Here is a 25,268-nt window from a genome sequence, read left to right on the forward strand (position 1 = left end):
GTGTGACCAAAAATCTGATAATCTTGACGCGGCAGTTATCTGGTCTGGCTATCTTGGCTGGCTTGCTGGGTGGTTGTGCTGGCACCTATCATCAGGCGCCTTTGGCTCAGGGCAAGTCTGCATTTGCGGTGATCCCGGCTGCAGCCGGGGATGGCAGCATTCCTGAATATCGGATCGGGCCAGCTGATTCAGTCGATATCAACGTGTTTCAGGAACCCGATATTTCGGTAAAAGGTTTGCAGGTCGACGCTGCAGGTAACATTTCCATGCCCTTGATTGGCCGTGTAAAGGCTGCTGGCTACACATCGATGGAGCTAGCTGATATGCTGGCGCATCGCCTGGGGGAGCGCTATTATGTCGACCCGCAGGTCACAGTGTCGGTATCGGGCTCCGTTTCGCAACGCGTAACTGTTGAAGGTCAGGTGACTGAGCCGGGGATTTACGCAATGCGGGGCACCACCACGCTGCTTGATGCCATAGCCCAAGCTAAGGGCGAAACCGAGAATGCATCGGTGCGTCAGGTTGCTGTGGTACGAGTCCAAGATGGAAAGCGCACTGGCGCTGTATTCGATCTGAATCGAATTCGTCGAGGTGAGGACAAGGACCCTCAGTTGATTCCACGCGATGTTGTCATCGTAGGGAATTCGACTGGCAAGCGCATGTGGCATGACTTGCTCAGGGCGGCGCCGTTGCTGAACGTATTTGCACAATTCTAATCTTAATTTGCGGAGCATCGAGCGAATGAAGGCGCATCTGGCCTTTCGAGACGTCCCGGATCATCTCCATGATGACGGCAGCGCGCATCGGGACGGGGAGACCTTTGGCCCGGCCACTTCGGGGCTCACGCGGGATCTCCTCGATTTCGAGGCGATGCGGCTGGCGTTTCTAATCAATCGGAAGATGATTCTGGGGATTATGGCTGGGGGGTTGCTGGTGGGTGTCGCCTCGGCCGTTTTCATGCCGCGCATATTTACTGCACGGGCCAGCATTCAGATCGATCAGCAGGCCCGCAAGGTGCTAGGCACCGAAGACAGCGAACCGCTTGCTAATGGTTCGGAAGCTGATCGCATGCTGCAAACTCAGGTCGATATTCTCAACAGTCGTGCGATGGCACGGCGAGTTTCCGATGCGCTGGGGCTGGCTGCCAGCGATACTTTTTTGGAGCAGTCAACCGGACGCGCTCCAAGCGGTCTGACCCCCGGAGAGCGTGTTGACCGCGTCATTGACACATTGCAGCGTAATCTTGATGTCGATCTCCCGCATAATTCCCGCGTCGTGGGGGTTATGTACAAGAGTCGCGATGCGGCACTTTCTGCAAAAGTTGCCAATACGTTTGTCGCTGAGTTCATTAAGGGCAATATCCAGCGAAAATTTTCGGCTTCTAGCTATTCTCTTGAATTTTTAGGTAATCAGCTAAGCGTGGCGAAGAGGCGACTTGAAGAGTCGGAGCGTACCCTTATCACTTATTCGCGCACGGCCAGCTTGATTGACACAAGCGCAGGCATGGCGGGCAAGACGGGGATTGCTCAGGGGCCGCAATCGCTGGTCACTGCCAATTTGGTTGAATTGAATGACCGATCGGCCGAAGCCAAAGCTAATCGCCTTCAGGCTGAGGAGCGGTGGCATCAGGCGAGCGGAACGCCTCTGATGCAATTGCCCGAGGTCCTCTCGAACAATGCGGTGCAGCAATTGTTGCAGCAGCGCGCGGAACAGGCCGCTAAACTTCAGGAACTGCGGGCACATCTCAAGGCTGATCACCCCAGCGTTGTTCAGGCGACGACGCAACTTAACGAACTGGACAATGAGGCCAGGACCATTGCAGAATCCATCCGTGGCTCGATCAAGAACCAATATATGGTGGCTGCGCGTCAGGACGGGGCGATGCAGTCTGCGGTCAACGGCCTGAAGAGCGCAACCCTTTCAGAGCAGGATCGCGGCGTTCGCTATAATATTCTTAAACGCGAGGTGGACACCAACCGTCAGCTCTATGACAGCCTTCTCCAGCGTTATAAGGAAGTGAGTGCGGCAGCGGGTGTAACGGTCAACAACATCTCTCAGATCGACGTGGCCGAAGCACCGCGTAAACCGACATCGCCGCGCGTGCTTATTAACATTGGTCTGTCGATCATTTTAGCGGCTGGGGCGGCGGTGCTTGCTGTCATCCTTCGTTCGCGCTTGTTCGACACAATCAATGATCCGCGCGACGTCGAACGCAGGCTGGCGCTTCCTCTTTTGGGGGTAGTGCCGATGGATCTGGGCGGTAGCCCGCTGACCACTTTGCTCAGCCCGAAATCCGATATTGCCGAGGCCTATCATGCGATTCGAACTTCCATCGAGTTGTCGTCGAGCGTGGGCCTACCCAAATCCTTGCTGTTGACCAGTAGCAGCCCGTCCGAGGGGAAGTCGACCAGCAGCTATGCTTTAGCCCGCGACTTTGCGTTGCAGGGCAAGCGCGTACTTCTGGTCGATGCAGATTTGCGCCGCCCGACGCTTCATCGCATTGTGGACGTCGATCCGGGCGTTAATGGTTTTTCCTCGGTTCTTGCGCGCAAGGTAGGCTTTCAAGATGCTGTGGTGCCTACCCTAATTGAAAATCTGTCTTTTCTGGCTAGCGGGCCGGTCCCGCCCGATCCGGCTAATCTGTTTTCGGGCACATCGCTGCGTGAATTTCTCGCCGAGGTCGGTGGCAGCTTTGATCTGTTGGTACTTGATGCCCCGCCGGTCCTGTCGATTGCGGATGCCATGGAATTGACAGCTGAAGCCAGCGCGACTGTTTTCGTGCTTCAGACTGGTGGTGTGCGGGTCAAGGCGGCGCAGCAGTCTGTGATGCGTCTGCGACGGGCAGGGGGAAATATCATCGGTGCGATTGTTAGCAAATATGATACGAAGATGGCCGGATACGATTATGCCTATAGCTATCGTTACGGCTATTGACCTCGGCGGGCTATAGGCTTCGTAGGCCATAGTGGGGGTTTCAGGGGCGACGGCTCTCATGGCGCCCAGATTGGACGGGCAGATATGGCTGTTGCAAAGGAGCTAAATGCCGTCCGGGTGATGCATATCATTACGCATCTCGACCTGGGGGGAGCTGAAGGTGTGGCCCTGCAATTACTGGAAGGATTGCATCCACGAGTTGTCGCGGCCATTTTTGCGGTGCTGCAGGCCGGAGCGTCTTCTAGCATAGGGCTGGATATGGCCCGTCGAGCTTATGATGCGGGCGCATCTGTTTATTTTGGAACAGGTCGCGGTTTCAAATCTGGCGGCGTTGTTGTGGCCGCATGGCGACTTGTGCGGGCTTTGCGCGAATTCCGCCCCGATGTAATCCATGTGCACACTGAAATTCCTGAACTTACGTTGGCCGTTGCGTGCATGATCTGGCCGCCAGTGGCGCGCATTCCTTTGCTGCGTACGGTTCATAACAGCGTTTTATGGATTTCGTGGGGTCGCATCGGTCAACTGGTGACACGCAGATTGGCGCATGGCAGGGCGATAGCCGTGTCCGATGCCGCCGCACAGGCCGATCTGGCCATAGATACAGGTAATCACCGTCCTCGTGCCGAGGTAATCTACAATGCGGTGCCTTCTCCACCCCCGATGGTTTCGACCCGAGCGCGGACACCGCTGCGCATCCTGTTCGCGGGGCGACTGGTGCATCAGAAAGGGGCGGACTTGTTACCTGCGATTATTGCAGGAGCACAGGCTAATGCGCGGCGCTGCGATGTGGAGGTCATCATTGCCGGGGATGGTGCATTTAAGCAGGAACTGAGCGCTGCTTTTGCGGGATGGTCGGGGCGCTGGCAGGTTAAGATGATCGATCCGATTAGCGGGCTTTCCCACCGGCTTGATGATTATGATATATACTTGCTGCCTTCTCGGTTCGAAGGGCTCAGTCTTTTACATCTGGAAGTTTTGGTGGCCGGGCTTCCGCTGATTACTTGTCGGGTTCCAGGAGTGGCCGAAGTTCTTCCCGCAGATTATGCGCTGGCCTGCGAACCTGAGGATACGCTTGTGCTGGCCAAACTGCTGGCGGCGGTGGTCGACGATATTGAGGCTGCGCGCGATGTGGCCTTGCGTCATAGGCCAGCCCTAAGGGAGCGGTTCGCCCCTGATCGAATGCTGTCGGCCTATCTGGAGCAGTATCGGGCGCTGGCAGGCTGTTTGGCGGAGAAAGCGACATGACCATAACGGTAGGGATCAAGGCGCTGAATGAGGAAGCCAATATTGCGTCTTGTCTCGAAAGCGTGATTGGTGAGGCCAAGGAACTGGGCGGACATGTCGTGCTGGCGGACAGCGGTTCGTCGGATCACACCGTGGCGATCGCCCGGAGCTTTGCCAGTGTGCGGATCGTTCAACTGGCTGATCCTGCTCAGCGCTGTTGCGGTGCGGGGGCTCAACTGGCGTTTCAGGCGGCGGATAGTGGAGATGATTTTTTCTATCTCATCGACGGAGATATGACGTTGCTCTCCGGATTTCTCGAAGCGGGCATGGAGTTCCTGCGCGGTAATCCTGACTATGCCGGTGTGGGAGGCAAGGTGATCGAGGAGAATGTGCAAAGCATCGAATTTGAGGCCCGTGCACGCAACGATTTGGCCAAACGCGAGAGCAATACGGGCGACGTCGATCGCCTTGATTGCGGCGGGTTGTATCGCATGAGCGCGCTGCGCCAGCTTGGGTATTTCGCGGATCGTAATCTGCATGCTTTCGAGGAATTCGATTTGGGCGCCCGGCTTGTTGCAAATGGATGGAAGCTGGGCCGGATCGAGGCCCCTGCGGTCCGTCATCGAGGCCATTCAATGGCCGCGTTGTCTTTGGTCTGGCGCCGTATTGTCAGCGGCTATGCGGGGGGAACCGGCGAGGTGGTGAGGGCGGCATTGGAGCAGCACCGGATGGGTATGTTATTGCGTGGTTTTTCCCATTTGCGCCATGCGGTGATGGTCGTGTGCTGGTGGTTGGTGTTATTGGCTTGCTTGCTCTCGGGCTGGTGGTGGGCTCTGGTCAGCATTACAGTCTTGCCGGGAATCTTTCTTAGTTATCGCCGCCGCTCGCTGCGCCATGGCGCCTATTCGTTGGCGACGTGGAACATGCACGGGGTCGGCCTGATGCAAGGTTTGATGAGGGCGCGGGTGAAACCAGACTTACCTCTGGATATGACGGTTTTGCAGGAACCGGTGGCGTGACGGGAGTCGGAGGCAGTTTCAGTGGCAAGCTTTGGTGGACGATTAGTGGTTTTCTGGCCTCGTCAATTCTTCGTTTCAGTCTTAACATCATCTTGTCGCGCCTATTGGCACCAGAGGTAATGGGGGTCATGCTGGTCGTCAATTCGGTCCGGCTGGGCATAGAATTACTGACCGATGTGGGGATCGAACAGAACATCATTCACCACCCAGATGGGGCGGAGCGCCATTTTCGTGATACGGCATGGACGATGCAGGTCTTGCGCGGCCTGTTCCTAAGCCTGCTGTTCCTTGCAGCCGCGCCGTTTCTTGCAGCGATCTATCATATCAATATTGGGATTTTTCTGCTGGCCGCATGTTCGCCGGTCATTGGTGGCCTGCACTCCACCGCCATTTTTGTACTGGTCAAGCAGATGGAGGTCAGGCGGCGCAACCAGTTCGAAATGGGCAGCGAATTGCTGGCTTTCTTCGTGTCCGTATGGCTGGCGTGGATTCTTCGATCTGTTTGGGCGCCTGCTGTGGCTTTGGTGTGCGGGGTCGCCATTCGTTCCTCGTTCAGCTATCTGTTACCCGACCCCCGCCAAACATTTTGCCTTGATTCGGAAATTAGGGCGCGGATTATCCATTTCGGCAAATGGATCATGGTCACCTCACTTGTCATGTATGCGGCCACAAATCTTGACCGCTTGTATCTTGGGCGAACGATTCCGCTGGCGTTGGTCGGTATTTATGGCATCGCGCGCGCCATGGCTGAATTACCAACAAATCTAGCCCGGCGCCTTGGTTATCAGATCATTTTTCCTGCTCTTGCCTCGGCGTCGCAAGGAGCAGAAGAGCGCGAGAAGTCCATGGCACTCACGCGCTTTTACTTCGTGCTGACGGTAAGCTTAGGGCTTGGTTTCGGAGCGGGGGTGGCTGATTGGGTTATCGCTCTGCTTTATGACCCTCGCTATGTCTCGGCGGGCTGGATTCTGAGTGTTCTGCTGGTGGGCGCGATCTTCGCTGTGCTGTCCAATATCAACGAGGCGCTTATGCTGGGCGCGGGGCGACCGGTGCTGAGCAGTCTCGCCAACGCCGCGCGATTTTGTACTCTGGCTCTGTGGATGCCGATTGGCCTCGGCAGGTGGGGTTTCCCCGGCGCTGTGCTAGCGATCGCTTTTACCGAGATATGTCAGTATGGGTACATCGGACTGGGCCTTTGGCGCATGGGCAAAGGTTATTGGCGTCAGGACGTTGTGGCGGGGGGGCTTGCTCTGGCAACCCTTGGCGGGACTTGTGCGGTTCGCTATGCCTTGGGTATCGGTATGACGTTTCCGCAAATCGGCGGGGTGGTGCCATGAAACGTTTGCTGATTGTCCATAATGCCGGCGATTATCGCGAGGCCTATCGCCGGCGGAGCCAGGATGGCAGCGAGATCTATTACGGCCACGGCTATGTGCTGGACCAGATGACCTATTTGGCGCAGCGTCATGGCGAGGCTGCGTTTCTGTGCTGTCATGCGCCGTCCTATGTTGAAACGATTGAGGGAGGCGTCACTTTAATGGGCGCTAACACGGATGGGGTTAGGCGGCCAGCGCCTGTGCTGCAGATGATCGCTGAATATGCGCCGACCCATCTGATCGTGCATGGGCCGATGAATCCCCTTTTGCGCTGGGGCCTGAAGCAGGGTTTGCGCGTCGGCTGTATTCTGGCCGACAGTTTTTCTATGCATCCGCTTGATCGCTGGTTCAGGTTTGGTCGGCTGGCGGGCCTGCTCAACGACCCGGGCGTGACGCTGGTGGGCAATCATGGAGTCAATGCCTCAAGGTCGCTGGTGAAGCTGGGCGTGCGTCCGGAAAAGGTGGTCGCGTGGGATTTTCCGCAAACCCGGCGCCCCGATCAATGGCCGGTCAAGACCGATCCCGGCACGGCGCCTCATGATTTGCTCTATGTCGGTTCAATCGGGCGGCGAAAGGGCATCGGCGATGTGATCGATGCGATGGCCTTGCTTCGGCATCGCCCCGACATCCGCCTGAAGGTGGCAGGAATCGGCCAGCAGGCCCGGTTTGAAGCGCGGGCGCGGCGCAAGGGTGTGGCCGACAGAATCGAATTTCTTGGACTGGTGCCAAACCGACAGGTCATGAACCTGATGCATGCCAGCGCCGCCGTGATCGTGCCCAGCCGCCACAGCTTTCCCGAAGGCATCCCGCTTACCCTTTATGAAGCGCTTGCTTCGCGCACGCCTGTGATCGCGTCGGATCACCCGATGTTTGCCGGTCATATCAAGCATGAGTGTGGCGCGCTGGTCTTTCCGGCTGGAAACAGCGCGTTGCTTGCGCAGCAGATCGAGCGCCTGTTGTCGGACAACGTGCTTTATTCGCATATTTCGCAGGGCGCCGCGCAAGCCTGGCAAAGAATGCAGATCCCGATAAAATGGGGCGAATTGATCGACCACTGGATGAATGACGATGAAAGTGATCGTATCTGGATGTCAAAGAACGCCCTTAGCCAAACAACATGACAGGCCGGACGAATGCCTGTCTCTTCAAGGTGAATGACAGATGGAACGAGCAGAAATCATTGAAAAACTGATGGATGTTTTTGCCGATACTTTCGACGAGGATCAGATCGATTATCGCGATGACCTGACCGCTGCCGATGTTGCGGACTGGGACAGCCTGAGTAATATTCGCTTTATGGTTGCGGTGGAACAGGCTTTTGGGCGCAAATTCACCATTGGCGATTGGCAGGGGCTGAAGCAATTGGGCGATCTGGTTGTTTTGCTGGGCGGCTGAAAGGGGGGGACTTTTTCTCCTGTGATGTACACTTCAAGAAGGAAATATCGCAGAAGAAAATATCAAGATAACAATTGGATGCGATCGGTTCGCGTAATGACTTTTATAATTATTTGTCATGAAGCTCCTATTATATCAGCGGAAATGTCTTGACCATGGCCTTCAATTCATACGGCTTTGCACTGTTGTTTTTGCCGGTGGTGTGGCTGATCTATGGTTTGGTGGCCCGGTTTGCCGGACGCCGTGGGCGTTTGATGGTCATTATTGCGGCGGGTCTGGCCTTTTATGTCATAGCCTGCGCATGGGCCTTGCCGATACTGCTGGCTTCTCTGCTGGGCAATTATTTGGTGGCCCGAATGATTATCGCCAGCAATGGGGATATACGTCGCTGCTGGTTGAGGTTGGGGGTGGGGACCAATGTTCTGGCGTTGGTGGCGCTTAAGTTTTCAGGCTTCATGGGGGCCAATCTGGCACTGCTGATCCCCGGCCCTCCTTTGTTGCGCGAGCTAGCTTTGCCGTTGGGGATTTCGTTTTTCACGTTTCAACAGATCTCGCTGCTGGTGGATCTGTCGCGCGGGCTGGTGACATCGCTGCGTCCGCTCACATATCTGGCGTCGATCCTGTTCTTTCCCTATCTGGTGTCGGGGCCGATTACCTATTTCCGCGAATTCGCCCCGCAGGTGGAAACTGAAACTCGCGATACCGTCCGGGATGGCATTGCTGGTCTTACGCTTTTTGCCACAGGTTTGTTCAAGAAAGCTGTGCTGGCCGATACATTGGTGCTTTGGGTCGATCCGATGTTTGCCGATGTTGCAGCGGGCCACCGGCCTGTGGTGGTTCAGGCGTGGGTGATGGTGCTTGGCTTTCTGTTCCAGATGTATTTCGATTTTTCGGGCTATTCGGACATGGCGGCGGGAACGGCCCGGTTGCTGGGGGTGCGCTTGCCGCTCAATTTTTACTCGCCGATTCGGGTGACAAACATCATGGACTGGTGGCGCCGGTGGCACATGAGTCTGGGGCGCTTTGTTAATGATTATATTTTTCAGTCGCTTGCTTTGCCGATGACGCGGATGGCGATGATGCGCGGATATGGGCGCTGGGGAGGGGTGGTGCTGGGCGTGCTGGTGCCGACAGCGGTGTCGATGTTTGTGATCGGAGCATGGCATGGCGGCAATTGGACCTATATCACCTTTGGTCTGCTGCATGCCTTTTACATGGTGGTGGCTGAGGCTTGGATTTTCTTACGCAAGAAGAACCGGAAACGCAAACGAGCGCCGCCAACGTCGCGTTTGGCGCATGTGCGGGGTCATGTGCTGACTATGCTATGCGTATTGATCGCGCTGGTGCCTTTTCGTGCCCCCGATATGGCCAGCGCGTTAAGGGTCTGGGCCGGGATGGCAGGGATTGGCGGGGCAGGCGTTTGGTTGCCATGGCCGGTTATGCCGACGGTGGGTGGGGCGATTGTGGCGCTGGAACTGGCCTTGTCGCTCGCTATCGTCTATGTCTTGCCCAACACGGCTCAGTGGCTTGAACAGCTTGATATTGCGCTGCCCTTTGCCGGAGCGGAAAAAATTGCGCGCGGGCTTATACCGCTGGTCTGGCGCCCCAATGCCGTCTGGGGCATTGTGACTGGTGCAATGTTGCTGCTGGGGCTGACTTTTGTTAGCCGGGGTGGCAACAGCTTTGTCTATTTCAGCTTTTGAGGATGGGTGGTTTGGCTTTGGCAAGCGGGCAACAGGACAGGGATGACGCTGTCGGCCATGGCCGCTATGCGCTGGGCATGGCGGTGGGATTTCTGGGGCTGTTGCTTGTCCTGCTGTGCCTGCCTTTTGACCGTTACCTTGCTTCTCAACGAGCGGCGGACAGCGAGATGTTTCATGCCCGTTGGATCTATGAACGTCTGCATTTCGATCCGACGCCCGTTGACGTCGCAATCATCGGTTCCTCGCGGGTTGAGGCCGGAATCAGTTCTGACCTGATGGCCCGCATCCTGAGCGCTAAGTTTCACCGCCAGATTCACGTTGTCAATCTGGCTCTGGTCAAGCCTGGGCGAGATTACCACGATTTGCTGGTTCGCGATTTGCTGGCAACTCACCCCGAAGTCAGGATGATTATCCTTTCTGATGATGGCTTCATGATTGATACTCATCCGATGTTTCAGGAAATGGCTAGCGTTGCGCAGATTGCCTCAGCCCCAATACTGATCAACAAATCATACTTCGCTAATCTTTTGGCCGTTCCTTATCGCAATCTCCTCAATGGGGCGCAACAGCTCCTGCCCGGTTGGTTTGGTGTGGACACCGTGTTCCGCCCAGACAACTATCTTGGAAGTGATTTGGACCGAACATTAGGTTACCGCTTGCCTTCCGGTCATAAGCGAAATGGCGAACTAGTTATGCCGCCAAAGCAACTGCTGGCAAGGGCGCAAGCTACAATAGCCGAAAGAGGCAAGTTTCGTTTGCTGCACATGTCCATTTTGCCAGAGGCATGGCAATTGTCGATCGACCATACCTATATGGAATCCATCGCCGGTCTGGCCCGCGATCATCACGTTGCTCTGGCCTTTATAGGCCTCCCGATGTTTGGGCCGCGTGATGAACCGCGCAACCCTGCCTATTTCAGCCGGTTCGGGCCGGATTTTCTGCCGGTTCATTTGCGCAATGACCCCCGGTTCTATCAGGATGAGGTGCATCTCAACCGCGCCGGAGCAATTGCGGCCACGCAATATCTCGCGGACAAGGTTGCCCCGCTACTGTCACGGGTTGGCGTATGAGCCGGGCTGCTGCCCCTGATCCATCCGCCGCACCGCCGCAGGTGGTCTTTGCCATTACCCATACCGAACCGGGCGGCCTGCGCGAAATCTGGCAGGATGTGGCCCATGGATTGCGGGCCGAAGGGTATCGGACGGGCCTTGTCGCGCTTTATCCGCGCGACAGAGAACTGGAGGAGGCCAGCGGCGAGGGTTGGCATTTCCTTAGGCCTGTTGCGGTGCGCAAAGCATGGGCGAGGCTTGGTCTGTTATGGGCCGTCATCGGCTGGCTGCGCAGGACAAGGCCTGATGTGGTGATAACGGGCATGCCCCTTTGCAATGTGCTTTTTGCGCTGGCCAGTACGGTGGCGAGGACAGGAACCCGGGTCATTCTATCGCATCATACCGCCTCCTCCACCTATCAGCCTCTGCTGAATCGCATCGATCGTTGGACGGGGTGTCGGTCTTGCGTGGTGGGGGTTATCAGCGTTTCGAATGCCGTAGAGGCCTCGTTTGCTGGCTGGCCCACGCGTTACAGGGCCAAGCAGGTAACGATCCATAATTCGCTGCCCGAAAGGATCGAAAGACTGGCCGATGCTATTGCCTTCACACGGCCGGGTGGATTGTCGGGACAAGGGCGCATCATTGCTGTCGGGCGATTGTCGGCCCAGAAGAATCATCCGCAGTTGATCCGGGCGATGGCGCATCTGCTTCCGGCGCGGCTCGAAATCATCGGCGCGGGCGAGGATGAGGCTGATTTGCGCGGGTTGATTACGCAGCTTGGTCTTGATGAACGCGTTACCCTTTCAGGGCAACTGGCGCGTGAGGAAACCTTGCGGCGGGTGGCGCAGGCGGATGTGTTTGTGCAGGTTAGCCTGTTTGAAGGTCATAGCCTTGCCCTGATCGAAGCTGCGAGGCTGGGATTGCCGCTTGTGGTGTCGCGGGTGGATGAGCAGGTCGAGGGCATAACCGATGCACAAGGCCAATTATGCGGTATAGCAGTGCCGCTGGGGGATGATCGTGCTCTGGCAACGGCATTGTCCAGTCTGATCGAGGATACGGAAGCCTATCATATGTGGACACAGCGTTCAGCCCGTCTGGGGCAAATGCGTAGCAGTCGGGCGCTGATAGATCGCTATGCGGCGCTGATGGCCGAGCATGGCGTCTTGCCCGACGGCCATGGTCGGCACAATCCCAACCGGAAGGCCATGGCATGATCGGCATGTTCGGGGCCGATCCGGCCATCCAGAGCGAAAATGCGCGCGCCGCTACCACGCGGCGATATTGGGCTGCCTTCTGTCTTGTAGCCTATCTTCTATATGTAATTGTCGGCCTCGATCCTCTGGCGGCGGATGGTCATAATGCGCTGAACAGCGACGGTTCTGCTTTAAACCAGTTGACCGCGTTGGGTCTGGCCTTGCTGCTTATGCTTACGACGTGGCATCGGGGGCAGGTCGCGGCCAATCTTGCCTTGTCCATCCCGGTTCTGCTGCTGGCGGCCTATACTCTGATGTCGGTGAGCTGGTCAGCGGTGCCCGATATTGCGATACGCCGATGGGGGCAGGCGATCATTTCGATATGGGTACTGTGGCGGGCCAGTGCCGAATTGGGTTATGCGCGGACTTTATGGTATGTCCGCCTGACCTTGGTGATCGTCCTAGCCATGAATTATTTCGCAGTTATTTTTTTGGATCATGGTATTCATCACTATATTTTGGGTGATGAGGCCGACATTATTGGGAGTTGGCGAGGGATTCTGAACAACAAAAATGTGGCTGGGCCAATATGTGCCTTTACTGTCATATTTTTTGCGATGGATAAGAGGGGGCTTCGAGGTAATGTTCGGTGGGTAATTATTGTTTTGGCGCTTGTTTTTTTGGGATTTTCTCAATCGAAATCTTCGATGAGTGGCCTCTTTATTGCCCTGATCGCAGGATTGGCGATCCATTCTTACGATCCGCGCTCGCATTATGCGGCCACCATTCGCTCGATGATCCTCTTTGCTTTTGCGCTACCATTGGCTGCGGTTTTTTTTGCATCTAGTCTTGAACCGCTCGTTGATCCCTATGCCTTTACTGGACGGGTGCGGATCTGGTCCACTCTGATCCTCTATGCGCAGGATCATTTCTGGACCGGAGCGGGATATGGATCTTTTTGGCGGGTGGGTGATGCTACACCGGCTTTGTCTGTAGGTGAACGATGGGTGGCCGAGATCATACCGTCTGGCCATAATGGTTATCTGGATCTACAAGCGACGATCGGCTATCCCGGTCTAGTTTTGGCGGTTCTGGCGCTAGTTATAATCCCTTTATACCGGTTACTGGGGGCAAGCATGATTCCAGCGTCTTGCCGTTCGCTGTTCTTTACCGTGATTACTTTTTGCGCATGGAATAATCTCGCCGAAAGCCAGTTTATAGACGGCAAGGCTGTCGATCAGTTATTCTTGACAATTGCCATTGCACTAATTGGCTTGGCGCCGTTGCCGTACCTGAACTGGAAGATACCTGCTTTTTCTCGCGGACGCTAGCGACGTATTCGGGCATAAGCATGCGCCGCCTTGGCAAGCTCGGAGTATGGCGGTATTTATCGAATCTAGTTTCAAGCCGTTGAAATCGGCAAGAGGCTTTGACCGATGGGCGTGAAGTGGCGACCGAAAGTCTCTTGGGGGAAAAGATGGTATTGCCAACACTGACAATTGGCGGCTTGCAGATAACCAGAACCGGCTGTGAAGAATTGTGCGCCATCATGCTGGCCGATGTGGCTGCTGCGCGCACGGGGGATCTGCGTCTGCCTAGGTTTGTTACGTCGGCAAATGGCAGCGTCATCGCCGAATACCATGCTAATCCCGATTTGCGAAAAGCCATTGATCAAGCCGATATTGTCGATGCCGATGGCATGCCGCTGGTTTTTGCCAGCCGCTTGTTTTGCCGCAAACCGCTTCGCCAGCGGATCGCGACCACGGATTTTTTGATCGATGCGGCAATCGCTGCTGCCCAGCATGGGGTCCGTTTCTATTTTCTGGGCGCCAGACCCGGTGTGGCCGCGCGCGCGGCGGAAAATTTGCGCAGCCGGTTTCCCGGCCTCAAGATCGTGGGTGTGCGCCACGGCTATTTTCAGGACGCCGACATTCCCTCGATTTGCGAGGCAGTGCGCCATTCCGGGGCCGATGTGTTGTGGGTGGGGACTGGCACACCCTATCAGGAGCATTTTGCCGCACAGGCGCGCGAACATCTGGCCGGGCTGGCGTGGATACGCACATGCGGGGGCCTTTTTGACCATTACGGCGGAGGGGTGTCCCGCGCACCGCAATGGATGCAGTCGTCTGGGCTGGAATGGCTCTATCGTGCTGCGCGCGAACCTGTTCGGCTGGGGTGGCGGTATCTGGTCACCAATCCGCGCGCCATCTATCATCTGTTCACCAAAACCAAAGATTGAGGCCTGCTTTGTCCGGTTCGACCAGATCTTCGAGCAAAATTATCGACAATCACGACGGGCAGATGCCTCGCCGCCGCGAGATCCGTTATGATCAGTTCGTGAAAAAGCGGCGGCGCATTTGGCCGTTGGTGGCGCTGGCCTTTTTGGGGCTGGGGGCGGCCGGTGGCGGAGCCTATTATTATATGGCCGTGGATCACGAGGTGCATACTCCGCCGCCGGCTCTGTCCAGTGCGGGAGGCCCGGTGGCTGGCGAGGCCTATCAATGGAATCATGTCGCGGTGGGCGCGGGCGGGTTTATCACCGGCCTGTCGATGGACCCGTCCGGGAAGACCTTTGTTGTGCGCACGGACGTTTATGGGGCCTATATCTGGTCGCCTCAGGCTGATCGCTGGATACAGTTGGTGAATGCGCCCAGCATGCCCGCCGCTGATCGCACACAGGGCGGTCTTGCTGCCGGTGCCTATGAAATTGCGGTGGCCCCTTCACGCCCGGATCGGATCTATATGGCGATCAAGGGCAACGTTTATCGCAGTGATGATCGGGGCGCCCATTGGGCGCTGGCCAGCGCCGGCAACCCTTTCCCGCTGACATGGGATGCGAACAGTGCTTTCCGGTTAGGCGGCCCCTACCTGTCCGTCTCACCTGAAAACCCGGATCTGGTTTTTCTGGGGACGCCCGGCGATGGGTTGTGGCGTTCGCCCAATGGCGGGGTGACGTGGCAGCACGTTGCCTCCGTCGCTAGCAGCGTCGATAGCGATCCATCGCCCGGTGTTCAGGCGCCGGGCATCATCGTCTGGTTTGAACAGCCTGCAGGCAAGGCGAAATTCACTGGGCGTATCTTTGCGATGTCTTCGGGCCACGGCATGACGGTTTCGGAAGATGGCGGGGTGAATTTCCGACCCCTGCCCGCTGTGGGGACGCAGCCGATGGCGTTGCGGCGCGGCGCCTTCGATACCAAAGGCACTTTCTATGGCGTGGACGATATAACCAAGCTGGCCTGGGCCTATTATGGTGACCGGTGGCACAATCTGACGCAGGAGGCGGGACTGCCTGTGGCGCCATGGGCTGTCGTGGCCTCCAATCCGCGCGCCAGCCAGACCGTAATTTTCGATCAGGGCGGAGAAGGCTATCAGACCGTCGATGGCGGCAAGAACTGGACCCATGTCTCCCATAGCGGCGCGGCAGGGCCGGGTGATCCGCCGTGGTTGCGCTTTGCGGATTCAGCCTATTTTGCGATGGGGGATATCCATTTCGATCCGAACGTTCCTAATCGCTTGTGGGTGGCTGGCGGTATGGGCGTCTTTTACGCCGATTTCGCGCCGGGGACTTCGGTGGCTAATTGGGTCAGCCAGTCGCGCGGGATTGAGGAACTGGTAGCCAATGACATTATTCAAGCGCCAGGGCAGTCACCAATCTTTGCGGGCTGGGACTTTGGCTTGCATGTCAAGGATAACCTCAATGCTTATTCCTCGACGTTCGGGCCGAATGAGCGTTCGTTGATGTCTGTACAGCAGATTGACTGGTCGCCAGCGAATCCTGCCTTTGTTGTCACCAATGCGTCTGATGCGAGGATGGGATGTTGCGCTGAGGATGGCAATGCGGTGATGGCTGGCTATAGTACCGACGGAGGGCGGCGTTGGAAGAAATTTGGGTCTTTGCCCACACCCGCCGGGCAAAAGGATGATTATCCGTGGCGCATGTCCTTTGGCACGATCGCCGTTTCGTCGGGCGATGTGGACAATATCGTTTGGGAGCCTGCCTTTAACCGGACGCCTTTTTATACGACCGACCGGGGCAAGAGCTGGAAGCCAGTGGTGCTGGAGGGGCAGCGCGGCGACAAGACCGGATCGTTTGAGCAGATGTATTATCAGCGTAAGACGTTGACGGCGGACAAATCCGATCCCGGGGTGTTCTATCTCTATCACAGCGGCGAGGCGCCCAATCTTGCCTTGCTTGGCCTGTGGCGCAGCCGCGATGGCGGGGCAAGCTGGCAGCATGTCTATGTCGGTGAAATCGCACCGGCTAGCAATATGGCGGCCAAATTGCGTTCGGTTCCCGGCCATGCCGGGCATTTATTCTTCACTTCTGCATTCCTCCATACCACAGACACGGTCTTGCGCCGCAGCACCGATGGCGGCGTTACCTGGAATCTTGTACCTCATGTCGAACATGTCGATGACATTGCCTTTGGTCGGGCAGCTCCGGGTAAGACCTATCCCACAATCTTTATCTCGGGCCGCGTGTTTGGGGTCTATGGCGTCTGGCGCTCGCTCGATAATGCGGCAAGCTGGCAACAGATCGCGGAGTTTCCGGTCGGCACGCTGGATCAGGTGACGGTGGTGGCGGCCGATCCGGATGTCTTTGGACGGGTCTATCTGGGCTATAGCGGCTCGGGATGGATTTGGGGTGAACCGGCGCCTTGCAAGGCGGGCGCTTTGGCGGCGGGCAGCACCTGTTTCGTTCTCCGCTAGTTGTGAGACAGGTTCTTGAGTGGTTTCCTCGGATATATTGTGCAAGTGCGAAGGCGCCGTTTTGAATTTCCTGTGTCAAGACGAGGTTTGTTTGTAAAGATTTTTCCGCGTTGATTTCGGGTATTGTAATAATATTTGTATGTAATTCGACATTGCAAAATCGAATTGAGGTTTATTGATAATATACACAAAAATATATTTTAATTCAAAGCTGGTGTTTTTTTGCGATGCGCGGGGGTTGCGCTGAAGGTTGCTGGACATTTCGTCGGTTCATTTCCGGATTTTTATTTGATCTTGATCGAATGTGTCTGCAAGGGTATGCGCAAGCGATCTCGTTTTTTGAAAGGCGAACACTGGTGAAGAAGGCGAATCTGCTGGGCCTGGGTTTGTGCTTGCTTTTGTCACCCCAGATGGAAGCTGCGGCCAATGCCAAAGTTTCTGCGATCAGTTCTGGCGACAGATATGTCGACGGACAAAAGGTCGTTGAATCTTATAAGCTTGGTGCTGGCGACAAAGTCAAGGTGACGGTTTTCAACGAACTCCAGTTGTCGGGCGAATACCAGGTTGGAGCTGATGGATCGATCGCTTTGCCGCTGGTCGGCAATGTGCTGGTGCTTGGTAAGACTCCTGCTGAAGTGGCCGGAGACTATGAGCAGTTGCTGGGCCGGGATTTCCTGCGCTACCCTCGGGTTTCCGTGGAGGTCTCCCAGTATCGCCCGTTCTTTATTGTTGGGCAGGTGCGCCTCCCCGGGCAGTATATTTATTCCGCCGGGCTGACTGTATGGAATGCGGTGGCGGTAGCCCAAGGGCTGACACCGCGAGGGCGCGATTCCTACGTCTTCATTCGCAAATATGGTGAGGCTAAGGAGGAGCGCTATCGGCTGACCCCGGATCTGCGGGTCTGGCCGGGCGATACCATTCGAGTTGCCGAGCGCTTTTTCTGATTGGAGGGGCCTGATGAGCGGGTGTGCGCCCAGAAGGGCTCGGTTCCGGGAGGAACGGTTCGGCGTTTGTGAAAGGCTGAGCCGGAGTCCTTTTGTGCTGGCCTTGAGCCTTTTGGGCTCCCTCCCTTTTGCGAATCCGGCATTTGCGCAAAGCGGCAGCGTGATCAACACGCCTTTGGTTGGCCCTAACAGTTTCACAACATTGGTTAGTCCTGTGCTTTCGCCCGATTTTAATCGCGATCACAATGTCGCGGTTCTCGAAGAATGGCATCCCGATTACCAAGCACCAGGTGCCCAAATCGGTTCTTTTGTACTCCATCCTCAGATGACTGTCGGCACGCTGTTCGACAGCAACGTCTATGCCACGCAGTCCAATAAGGACCGCGATGTCGCTCTAGTGCTTCAGCCATCGGCTTCGCTAATGTCGGATTGGTCGCGCCATTCGCTGCAGCTCCAGGCCAGCTCGGATGTCAGGCGCTATGCAACGCAATTGCGCCGTAACCTGAATTCCTGGGATGTGCTTGCCACGGGACGGGCTGATCTAGGATCACATCTGGTACTTCAGGTAGAAGGGCGGTCCGGACGCTATTTCGAATCGCCATACGGGAATGACCTTAGTCCCGATGCGCAGGTGCTTTCGAATTTTTCCCGGTCGAGCGGACTACTTAAGGTGATCTACACCGGTGGCCAGATTCGGCTTAGCGCCGCTTATGATCATTCTAGCTATGATTTCGCAACGCTGCATTTTCCCAATGGGTTGGTTGTGGAGCAGGTCTATCGCAACCGCATCATTGATCGCTTTTCTGGGCAAAGCGAGGTCGCTCTTTCGCCTAGCGTTGCGCTGTATCTAGCCGGTTCGTTTGATCGAACGGACTATTCGAAGGCCCAGAATATCAATACCCCGGTTCGCACATCTTCGGGTCAGAGCGTTCTGGGTGGGGTAAGCTTTGATCTGGCCGGGGTGATGCGCGGCATCATCGGTGTTGGCTATTCCAACCGCAACTATGCTGCATCGGCTTATCCTGTTGTCGGGGCATTTTCAGCGCAGGCACGGGTGGATTTGTTTCCCTATCAGACGACTACGGTTTCCTTCATCGCGCAAAGGCTGGTGCAGGATTCGGGGCTTAATTCCTTGGCCTATGTCGATACGCGCGTAAGTGCAGAAGTCGATCAGTCATTGCGAGAAAATATTATTCTGATCGTCAGTGCAGCTGTTGCCAGACAGCAATATTTGGGGGTCGATGGCATGCGCTTAAGTCGTCAGCTTCAGTCGACGCTGCGCTATCAGGCGACCCGATGGCTGGGCTTTCAGGCTGAGGTTAGCTACCGTTATTCGGAACCGTCTACGGCATCGCAGGGCACAACATATGAAGGGTTGCTATTCGGCCTTTCGGTTACTGCGCGGCGTTGATGAAATTGTATATAATTATTTTCAAATGCGCTCAAGCGTCACCTAGAGGCAAGGGTATTCGTTCATGAAAGTCTCTACCGCATCCTATGAAGCCCGCCTTGCGGATGTCATCGCTAAGGTGAGAGATGTTTTGCGACGGCGTTTCAAGGTTTTGTTGGCGACCACGTTATTGATTACGATCATCGGCGTGGGCATTACGATGACGCTCAAGCCTTATTATCAAGGCGTGGTCCGACTTCAAATCGACCCGAAGCAAAATCCGCTCTCCCGCAATCAGGGCGAAGCCCAGGCGCAATTGGCCACCGAGGCGATTGAAACTGAAGTTTCGGTGATTAGTTCGCTCGATATGGCCCGCAAAGTGGTCACCCGGATGAATTTGCTCGATGATCCCGATTTCACTGGGGGCATGAAGCCTGGCGCGACTGCCGATCAGAAGCTTGACGTCGCGGCCTCGCTTTTGGCGGGCATGACTGACGTCTCGCGAGAAAAGCTGACCTATATCCTTGCGATTAAGGTTGCCTCGCGCGATGGCCGGAAGGCTGCACGGATCGCGAATGAGTTCGCTTCGGCCTATATGGACACCAAGGTTGGGACCAATATCGGTACGGCTTCTAAGCAGGCCGACTTTTTTGAAGCTCAATTGAACCGTATGGGTGACGACGCTCGCGCCGCCGACGAAAAGGTAGCCCAGTTTGCGGCTCAGGCTGGCATCGTGCGAAGCAATGCTCAGAACGGTGAGACGGTGACGGATCAGCAGGTCGGCCCGCTTTCCGTGCAGATGGCGAGCGCAGAATCGGTTGCTGCCGAGGCGCGCTCGAAGCAAATTTCGGCACAAGGCCAGATTGCTAATGGCCAAATTGATTCTGTGTCGGATGTCCGTAATTCGGCAACGGTTCAGGATTTGCGCCGCCAGCGCACTCTAATTCTGCAATCATTGACTGAAATGCAAACACGTTATGGTCCGCGCTACCCTGATTATGTCAAAGCTAATCAACAGCTTGCTGCCATCGATGCGCAGTTGCGCGAAGAAGCTAGCCGTGTCGTTCGCTCACTCAAGGCGGATGCTGACGCGGCCGAGGCGCGCGCAGCTAGCCTTCGTGGTGCAATGCAGCGTCTAGAGGATAAGCAGGCTGCCGACGCTCGCGCATCCGTGACTTTGCAAAGCTTGCAGCGTGACGCTGATAACAAGCACAGTGCCTATGACCGCATGTCGCAGACCGCCACCGATGCGCGTCAGCAAGCTCAGAACTCGATCGCGCAGGCTCGCATAATCGACGTCGCCAAGGTTCCGATGATTCCTTACTGGCCTAAGCGCGGACTGTTTTATGCCATGTCGGTGCTGGCTGGCTTTGCCATTGGTCTGATCGTCATCACCATTCAGGAACTGATGGTCACCGGCATGCTTAGTGCGCAACAGGTGGAGGAAGATCTCGGTATGCCTCTGATCGCGGCAATTCCAATGCTGCGCGGCACGGAAATGCCAGCTGACATGCTGATCTCCAAGCCTACTTCGCCCTTTGCCGAAGCATTGCGTAATGCGCGTGCCACGCTTATGGGAGTCAAGGGAGAATTGGCGCCCAAGGTTATCGCCCTGACTTCTTCGCTACCAAGCGAGGGTAAGACGACGACCGCGCTGGCTTTGGCCCGCACAATGGCGCTAAATGGACAGCGTACGGTGATTTTTGATGTCGACGTGCGTCGCGCGCAGATGCGCAATATCGTTGATAGTGATACGTCAGGTGCTGGTACCGTGGAGCTGTTGCGCGGCGAAGCCACACTTGATGAGGTGATCCGTGACACTCGTCTGGAAAACCTCAAGAGTATTTCGGTTAATAAACCATACTTCACTTCAGATAACCTGTTCGGTTCGCAAAATATTCACGATATTATTGAGGATCTCTCGGCCCGGTTTGATGTCATCGTGCTTGATCTTCCGCCTTTAGTGGGTCTGGCCGATGGCCGCTTCCTGGCGGCTTTGGCCGATGCTGTGGTGCTGGCGATCAAGTGGAACTCAACCCCGTTGCAGGCAGTAAATTCCGCAGTGGGGTGGTTGAGGTCGGATGGCACTAATCTTGTTGGTGCGATGTACACGATGGTGGATACATCGTCGCATACCTATGGATCGTACTATTACTATACGAACAAGTACACTGGCTACTATAACGGGCAATCTGACAAGTAGAAATTTTATTTTAATATTTGAGTTTAAAGAAGGGCGTGGCATATTAGGCGGCCGCGCCCTTCTTGGCAGAGGTGGATTAGGAAAACTGGACGGCGAATAGGCGGGTTTTCTGCCGGACGGCAAGAATTAGCCTTCAGGCAAGAGCCAAAGCGAGCAGGCGACTCTTCATAATCACAACACACAGCATGACTTTAGCCGCCGGTGTGGGCTTCTTTTCAGTCGGGCTTCGTCTTTCTTCCAAGATTCCCCGCGCCAGCATGTAAAAACGATAACCGGCTGGCGATCCACTTATCTGTGGCCAATCGCTGTTCAGGTTAACCCAGCCAACTTCCTCGACGATCATGTCAACTGGCGATAAAGTCAGATTCACCGAATCCAATTTGCGGGTTCACGATCTAATTTCAGGATTCTGTTTCCATTCGATTTGTGTGAATACATCGGACATAGGAAAAAACCTACGAAATCAAACGTGGCCTATCTGTGGCGGATAAATGATTAAGGGGTAGGCATGGCAAGTGTGCGACCAGATAAGCATGTCCATGCGGGCGTGATTGTACCCGTTCAGTTTCTTCGCGGCATTGCGGCCTCTTTTGTGGTTACCGTTCACTTTCTAGATCGTCTGGTCAAGCGAGGGGCTTTTTTGGATCCACTGCCTGATTGGACTCACTCATTTGGTGAAATGGGCGTGGCGACCTTTTTTGCCATCAGTGGTTTTATTATGGTTCATACTACCGGCAATGAGTTTGGAAGTTTACTGGGTGGGAGGCGTTTCCTTACTCGTCGATTTGTCCGCGTTGCTCCAATGTATTATGTTACGACAATATTGTCTGTTATTTTCGCCTTCGCGACGTTTCATTTGAGTACCAATAAAATCTATGTTGCCCCGACATTCTATCAAATCGTTATGTCATTCATGTTTTTACCGTACATTGATGTCAATGGGATCGCTCACCCTGTGTATGGCCTTGGATGGACGCTTGAATATGAGATGCTGTTTTACGCAGTATTTGCGTTGGCTATGCTGATGCCTCTGCGCAAAGGCATGATTGTCGCGACCGCATTCCTCTTGGGCGCCACAGCGCTGGGACTGGCGCTCGATGCTCCGCTCACCATCGTGGGTACCCCTGTGCCGCTGTATTTCTTCACTCGACCTCTACTGCTATATTTCGTGATTGGTATGATGTTGGGGGTGGCGCGTCGTCAGGGGATGTGCAGAGAGGTGCCGCTGCCTGCTTGGGGCATGGGACTGATCGGTGTCGCGTGCATGTTGCTTGGAGTACGCTTTGCGGGCCCAGGTGTCAGTTTTGTTAGCTTAGTTGCCGTTATGGTGACTATGATGACAGCTACATTGCTGAAGGCTCGGGAAGAAGCCAGCACAGCCTTTGAACGATTTTCTAAGGCTTTTGGCAGCGCATCCTACAGCCTTTATCTTACGCACAGCTTTCTGTTGGGATTGATTGCTGTGGTTACAGAGCGGATCGCGGGAAAAAGTACGCTGTCGCTTGTGTTGGTGGTATTGATAGCATGCATTGTGTGCTTCGTTGCGGCATGGCAAGTTTGGAAAAACATTGAAGTTCCCCTTATGCGTAAATTGCAACCCCGTTAGTGGATTGATCGGAAGGAATGAATCCTTTTGAAGCATTCCTATGGCGTTGCGGGCAAGCCAGAATGGGGCATGAAACGGGTATCGTTATTGAGGTCACGTCAGCGGCTACGAAGCGGCTTGAGGCCATTGTAGCCGCACTTGGCTTGCCGCAGAAACAGTTTGGCGGTCGTGGATCGTTCTGCTGACTGCCTAAGGCTAAGGTACCAAGGCGATACAGCTCAAATCAGGGGGTGGGTCGTTTAATCGATGGCCCGTCAAGGAGTAATTTGGACGGCCAAACTTGTACTACGATTGGGTCATCGTAGTTGGTATGGTGGTCGGGGTTAGCCCGCCTTCAGCTTTGGCCACGCCGGCAATGCCGTTTGTCGGGTACAGGGTCGTTTGCGCGGTCGAGACATGCCCGCCGCAGGATAGGTCTTCGAGGGACGAATCTTCCAATGTAATTAACGCACTGTGCTGCCAGACTGGGAGCAAGCGCAGCCCACATAGCGGAATGATCCTGTCCGCGCCCCGACAGGGACGGCTCGGCGCATCCACAGCGTGGACGCAAACGATAGCAAGGTCAGTTCAGAAGCGCGTTGCCTCTGGTATCTTGTCGCTCATGTCAGCCTTCAACCACGACGGAGCGGTCGAAGAATTCGCCTGTCCGGAGCATAGCATGCATGATAACGGCAAGCTTACGCGCGACCGCAACAGCAGCGCGCTTGAAGCCGATCTTCTCCTTGAGCTTGAGACCCCAGGTACGCAGCGCGCTGTCAGCCATGGCACGCGTCAGGATCACGGTGGCCGCTTCATACAGCAATCCGCGCAGATGATTGTCGCCGCGCCGGGATATATGTCCGTCGTAATCGACCTCACCCGACTGGTAGCGTCTGGTGGTCAAGCCGATCCAGGCGCCAACTGATCGCGACTTTTTGAAGTTTGCCGGATTCTCGATCGCAGCTACAAACGACGATGCCGTTACCGCACCGTAACCGCCCGATTGCTACCGCAGCTTATAGGTCTTGACGATTTCGATGGTGGCAGGATCGGAGACAAAGTCCTGGAGGAATTGGTCCCATTCTTCAGGAGAGCGCCGTGCGTCGGCGATCATGCTGCGTAATTCGTCGATGGCGTCGTCAGTCAGTGCAGTGCGCCATTCGTCCGGCCCCAAACCAACGGAGATGATCGAGCCGTAGGTCAGATTATCGTCATTGCTGACGATGGCGTCGATGAGTTCAGGGTGCTCGCCCAGGATGTCGGCGACATAATCGAGCATGAAGACATGGCTGACGATGGGCATCAGGCAGCAGCCTTGGCTTCCGGGAGTAACGGGCTCCAATTCCAGGGTAACAATTCGTCGAGCCGGTTGATCTTGTGATCGTTGATGCGCGCCAGCACGTCGGCAAGATAGGCTTGGGGGTCGAGGCCGTTCATCTTAGCCGTCTCAATGATGGTCATGGCGCGCGCCAGGGTCTCGGCACCGGTATCAGCGCCAGCGAACAACCAGTTTTTTCTGCCGATTCCAATGGGCTTCAGGGCTCTTTCGGCAGGATTGTTATCGATGGCCACGCGGCCATCTTCGAGGAACAGGCAAAAGGCCGGCCAGCGTGAGAGCGCGTATCTGAAGGCATTGGCCAGGTCGCTTTTGCCGGGGAGCTTCGTGAGCTGGGCCTGCGCCCAGGCGTGGAACACCTCGACCTTGGGCTTGCTTTGCGTTTGGCGCGCCGCAAGCCGAAGCTGTGCACTTTGGCCGGTGATCTGGCCTTCGATGTCGTAGATAGCGCCAATGCGATCCAGGGCTTCGCGGGCGATTTGCGACTTGCTGCCAACCCATAAATCATGGAAATCACGACGCAAATGTGCCCAGCAGGCGGCCTCCCGGAACTGCGCGATACCATCGGCAGCGGGGGCGTAGAGTTTGCCATAACCCTTGTAGCCATCGGCCTGCAGAATGCCGCTGGCATGCCGCAGATGCCCAAGGACATGCTCTTCCTTCCAGTTGGCGGCAAACTTGTAGGCAACGCCGGGCGGCGCTGGCCCGGCCCAGGGGCGCTGGTCGAGGAGATAGGCCCAGATACGCCCCTTGCGAACACCCTTGCCGAGGTTTCCAGCGACATCCGGGTTGCGCAGGCTGCGATCCAGCACCCGGATGGGCGTATCATCGGCATGCAGCAGATCGCTGGCCATGACGTGGCTCTCGATCCGCTCAACCAAGGGCAAAAGCAGCTTCATCGCGCGACCGCACCAGTCGACCAGAGTGGTGTCAGGAATGTCCGCCCCCATACGGGCGAAGATTTCATTCAGCCGGTAGAGCGGCAGGTGGTCATCAAATTTGGAGACCAGAATGTAAGCCAACAATGAAGCCGTGGCCATGCTGCCGGGGATGGGGCGGCTCGGTGCCGCGACTTGCACCATCCTGTCACAGCCACGGCAGGACTTCTTGACCCGTGCTATCTCGATCACCTTGAGCTGGGCGACGATCATGTCGAGCATCTCGCTGACGTCTTCACCCACCCGGCGCAACTGGCCGCCACAATCGG

General features: G+C 56.0%; 20 protein-coding genes and 2 pseudogenes. 17 read left to right on the forward strand and 5 right to left on the reverse strand.

Going from position 1 to position 25,268, the window contains the following annotated elements; all coding sequences use genetic code 11:
• Positions 1-2: 2 nt before the first annotated feature.
• The 11 genes and pseudogenes from GGR38_RS18720 (at position 3) to GGR38_RS18770 (ending at position 13,224) form a co-directional block, all read left to right on the forward strand.
• Complete coding sequence (locus tag GGR38_RS18720) at positions 3-716, forward strand: polysaccharide biosynthesis/export family protein (RefSeq protein ID WP_183627661.1); 714 nt, start codon at positions 3-5, stop codon at positions 714-716.
• 25 nt (positions 717-741) lie between these two features.
• Positions 742-2,934 carry a GumC family protein gene (locus GGR38_RS18725; RefSeq protein WP_183627662.1) on the forward strand — a complete coding sequence of 731 codons (2,193 nt, stop codon included), beginning with the start codon at positions 742-744 and terminating at the stop codon, positions 2,932-2,934.
• Between the two features lie 84 nt (positions 2,935-3,018).
• Positions 3,019-4,179 (forward strand): glycosyltransferase, encoded by a 1,161-nt coding sequence (locus tag GGR38_RS18730; protein ID WP_183627663.1) that lies wholly within the window; start codon positions 3,019-3,021, stop codon positions 4,177-4,179.
• Entirely contained in the window at positions 4,176-5,177 is a 1,002-nt protein-coding gene (locus GGR38_RS18735; protein WP_183627664.1) for a glycosyltransferase family 2 protein, read from the forward strand. Before GGR38_RS18730 ends, GGR38_RS18735 begins: the two co-directional genes overlap by 4 nt.
• Positions 5,174-6,514, forward strand: coding sequence for an oligosaccharide flippase family protein (locus GGR38_RS18740; protein WP_183627665.1), 1,341 nt, complete (start codon positions 5,174-5,176; stop codon positions 6,512-6,514). The genes GGR38_RS18735 and GGR38_RS18740 overlap by 4 nt, the downstream gene beginning before the upstream one ends.
• Positions 6,511-7,674: a glycosyltransferase family 4 protein gene (locus GGR38_RS18745; protein WP_183627666.1), complete on the forward strand. Its 1,164-nt coding sequence runs from the start codon at positions 6,511-6,513 to the stop codon at positions 7,672-7,674. The genes GGR38_RS18740 and GGR38_RS18745 overlap by 4 nt, the downstream gene beginning before the upstream one ends.
• Positions 7,675-7,714: 40 nt before the next feature.
• Positions 7,715-7,948 (forward strand): acyl carrier protein, encoded by a 234-nt coding sequence (locus GGR38_RS18750; protein ID WP_246405001.1) that lies wholly within the window; start codon positions 7,715-7,717, stop codon positions 7,946-7,948.
• A 455-nt stretch (positions 7,949-8,403) separates the two neighbouring features.
• Positions 8,404-9,147: pseudogene (locus GGR38_RS24655) on the forward strand (MBOAT family O-acyltransferase); the annotation flags it as partial.
• A 515-nt stretch (positions 9,148-9,662) separates the two neighbouring features.
• Positions 9,663-10,721 carry a hypothetical protein gene (locus GGR38_RS18760; RefSeq protein ID WP_183627668.1) on the forward strand — a complete coding sequence of 353 codons (1,059 nt, stop codon included), beginning with the start codon at positions 9,663-9,665 and terminating at the stop codon, positions 10,719-10,721.
• Positions 10,718-11,914 (forward strand): glycosyltransferase, encoded by a 1,197-nt coding sequence (locus GGR38_RS18765; protein WP_183627669.1) that lies wholly within the window; start codon positions 10,718-10,720, stop codon positions 11,912-11,914. The genes GGR38_RS18760 and GGR38_RS18765 overlap by 4 nt, the downstream gene beginning before the upstream one ends.
• On the forward strand, positions 11,911-13,224 hold the full coding sequence (locus GGR38_RS18770) for an O-antigen ligase family protein (protein WP_183627670.1): 1,314 nt from the start codon (positions 11,911-11,913) through the stop codon (positions 13,222-13,224). Before GGR38_RS18765 ends, GGR38_RS18770 begins: the two co-directional genes overlap by 4 nt.
• 71 nt (positions 13,225-13,295) lie before the next feature.
• On the opposite strand, the gene GGR38_RS24270 is transcribed toward GGR38_RS18770, so the two are convergent.
• Positions 13,296-13,697, reverse strand: coding sequence for a hypothetical protein (locus GGR38_RS24270; RefSeq protein WP_246405016.1), 402 nt, complete (start codon positions 13,695-13,697; stop codon positions 13,296-13,298).
• Between GGR38_RS24270 and GGR38_RS18775 the strand changes: the two genes are divergently transcribed.
• The 5 genes from GGR38_RS18775 to GGR38_RS18795 all read left to right on the forward strand — a co-directional run bounded on the left by GGR38_RS18775 (position 13,593) and on the right by GGR38_RS18795 (position 21,140).
• Positions 13,593-14,132 carry a WecB/TagA/CpsF family glycosyltransferase gene (locus tag GGR38_RS18775; RefSeq protein WP_246405009.1) on the forward strand — a complete coding sequence of 180 codons (540 nt, stop codon included), beginning with the start codon at positions 13,593-13,595 and terminating at the stop codon, positions 14,130-14,132. The two genes, GGR38_RS24270 and GGR38_RS18775, sit on opposite strands and share 105 nt — an antisense overlap.
• A 98-nt stretch (positions 14,133-14,230) precedes the next feature.
• Positions 14,231-16,603, forward strand: a complete 2,373-nt coding sequence (locus GGR38_RS18780) for a WD40/YVTN/BNR-like repeat-containing protein (RefSeq protein WP_343059172.1) — start codon at positions 14,231-14,233, stop codon at positions 16,601-16,603.
• Positions 16,604-16,959: 356 nt separating this feature from the next.
• Positions 16,960-17,547, forward strand: coding sequence for a polysaccharide biosynthesis/export family protein (locus tag GGR38_RS18785; RefSeq protein WP_183627672.1), 588 nt, complete (start codon positions 16,960-16,962; stop codon positions 17,545-17,547).
• A gap of 94 nt (positions 17,548-17,641) precedes the next feature.
• A complete protein-coding gene (locus GGR38_RS18790; RefSeq protein ID WP_183627673.1) occupies positions 17,642-18,958 on the forward strand; it encodes an outer membrane beta-barrel protein in 1,317 nt (438 codons plus the stop codon).
• A 64-nt stretch (positions 18,959-19,022) separates the two neighbouring features.
• Positions 19,023-21,140, forward strand: a complete 2,118-nt coding sequence (locus GGR38_RS18795) for a GumC family protein (protein ID WP_183627674.1) — start codon at positions 19,023-19,025, stop codon at positions 21,138-21,140.
• A gap of 133 nt (positions 21,141-21,273) precedes the next feature.
• Here GGR38_RS18795 and GGR38_RS18800 read toward each other — a convergent pair whose 3' ends face one another.
• Positions 21,274-21,483 carry a hypothetical protein gene (locus GGR38_RS18800; RefSeq protein WP_183627675.1) on the reverse strand — a complete coding sequence of 70 codons (210 nt, stop codon included), beginning with the start codon at positions 21,481-21,483 and terminating at the stop codon, positions 21,274-21,276.
• Positions 21,484-21,648: 165 nt separating this feature from the next.
• Between GGR38_RS18800 and GGR38_RS18805 the strand changes: the two genes are divergently transcribed.
• Complete coding sequence (locus GGR38_RS18805) at positions 21,649-22,746, forward strand: acyltransferase family protein (RefSeq protein ID WP_183627676.1); 1,098 nt, start codon at positions 21,649-21,651, stop codon at positions 22,744-22,746.
• 604 nt (positions 22,747-23,350) lie between these two features.
• Here GGR38_RS18805 and GGR38_RS18810 read toward each other — a convergent pair.
• The 3 genes and pseudogenes from GGR38_RS18810 to tnpC form a co-directional block, all read right to left on the reverse strand.
• A pseudogene (locus GGR38_RS18810) lies at positions 23,351-23,722 on the reverse strand (transposase); the annotation flags it as partial.
• Between the two features lie 9 nt (positions 23,723-23,731).
• Positions 23,732-24,028: a hypothetical protein gene (locus GGR38_RS18815; protein WP_183627677.1), complete on the reverse strand. Its 297-nt coding sequence runs from the start codon at positions 24,026-24,028 to the stop codon at positions 23,732-23,734.
• A partial coding sequence (gene tnpC, locus GGR38_RS18820; RefSeq protein WP_183627678.1) for an IS66 family transposase occupies positions 24,028-25,268 on the reverse strand: 1,241 nt, incomplete at its 5' end. The genes GGR38_RS18815 and tnpC, both read right to left, overlap by 1 nt.

The sequence above is a fragment of the Novosphingobium sediminicola genome (genome assembly GCF_014196525.1).
Lineage (GTDB): Bacteria > Pseudomonadota > Alphaproteobacteria > Sphingomonadales > Sphingomonadaceae > Novosphingobium > Novosphingobium sediminicola.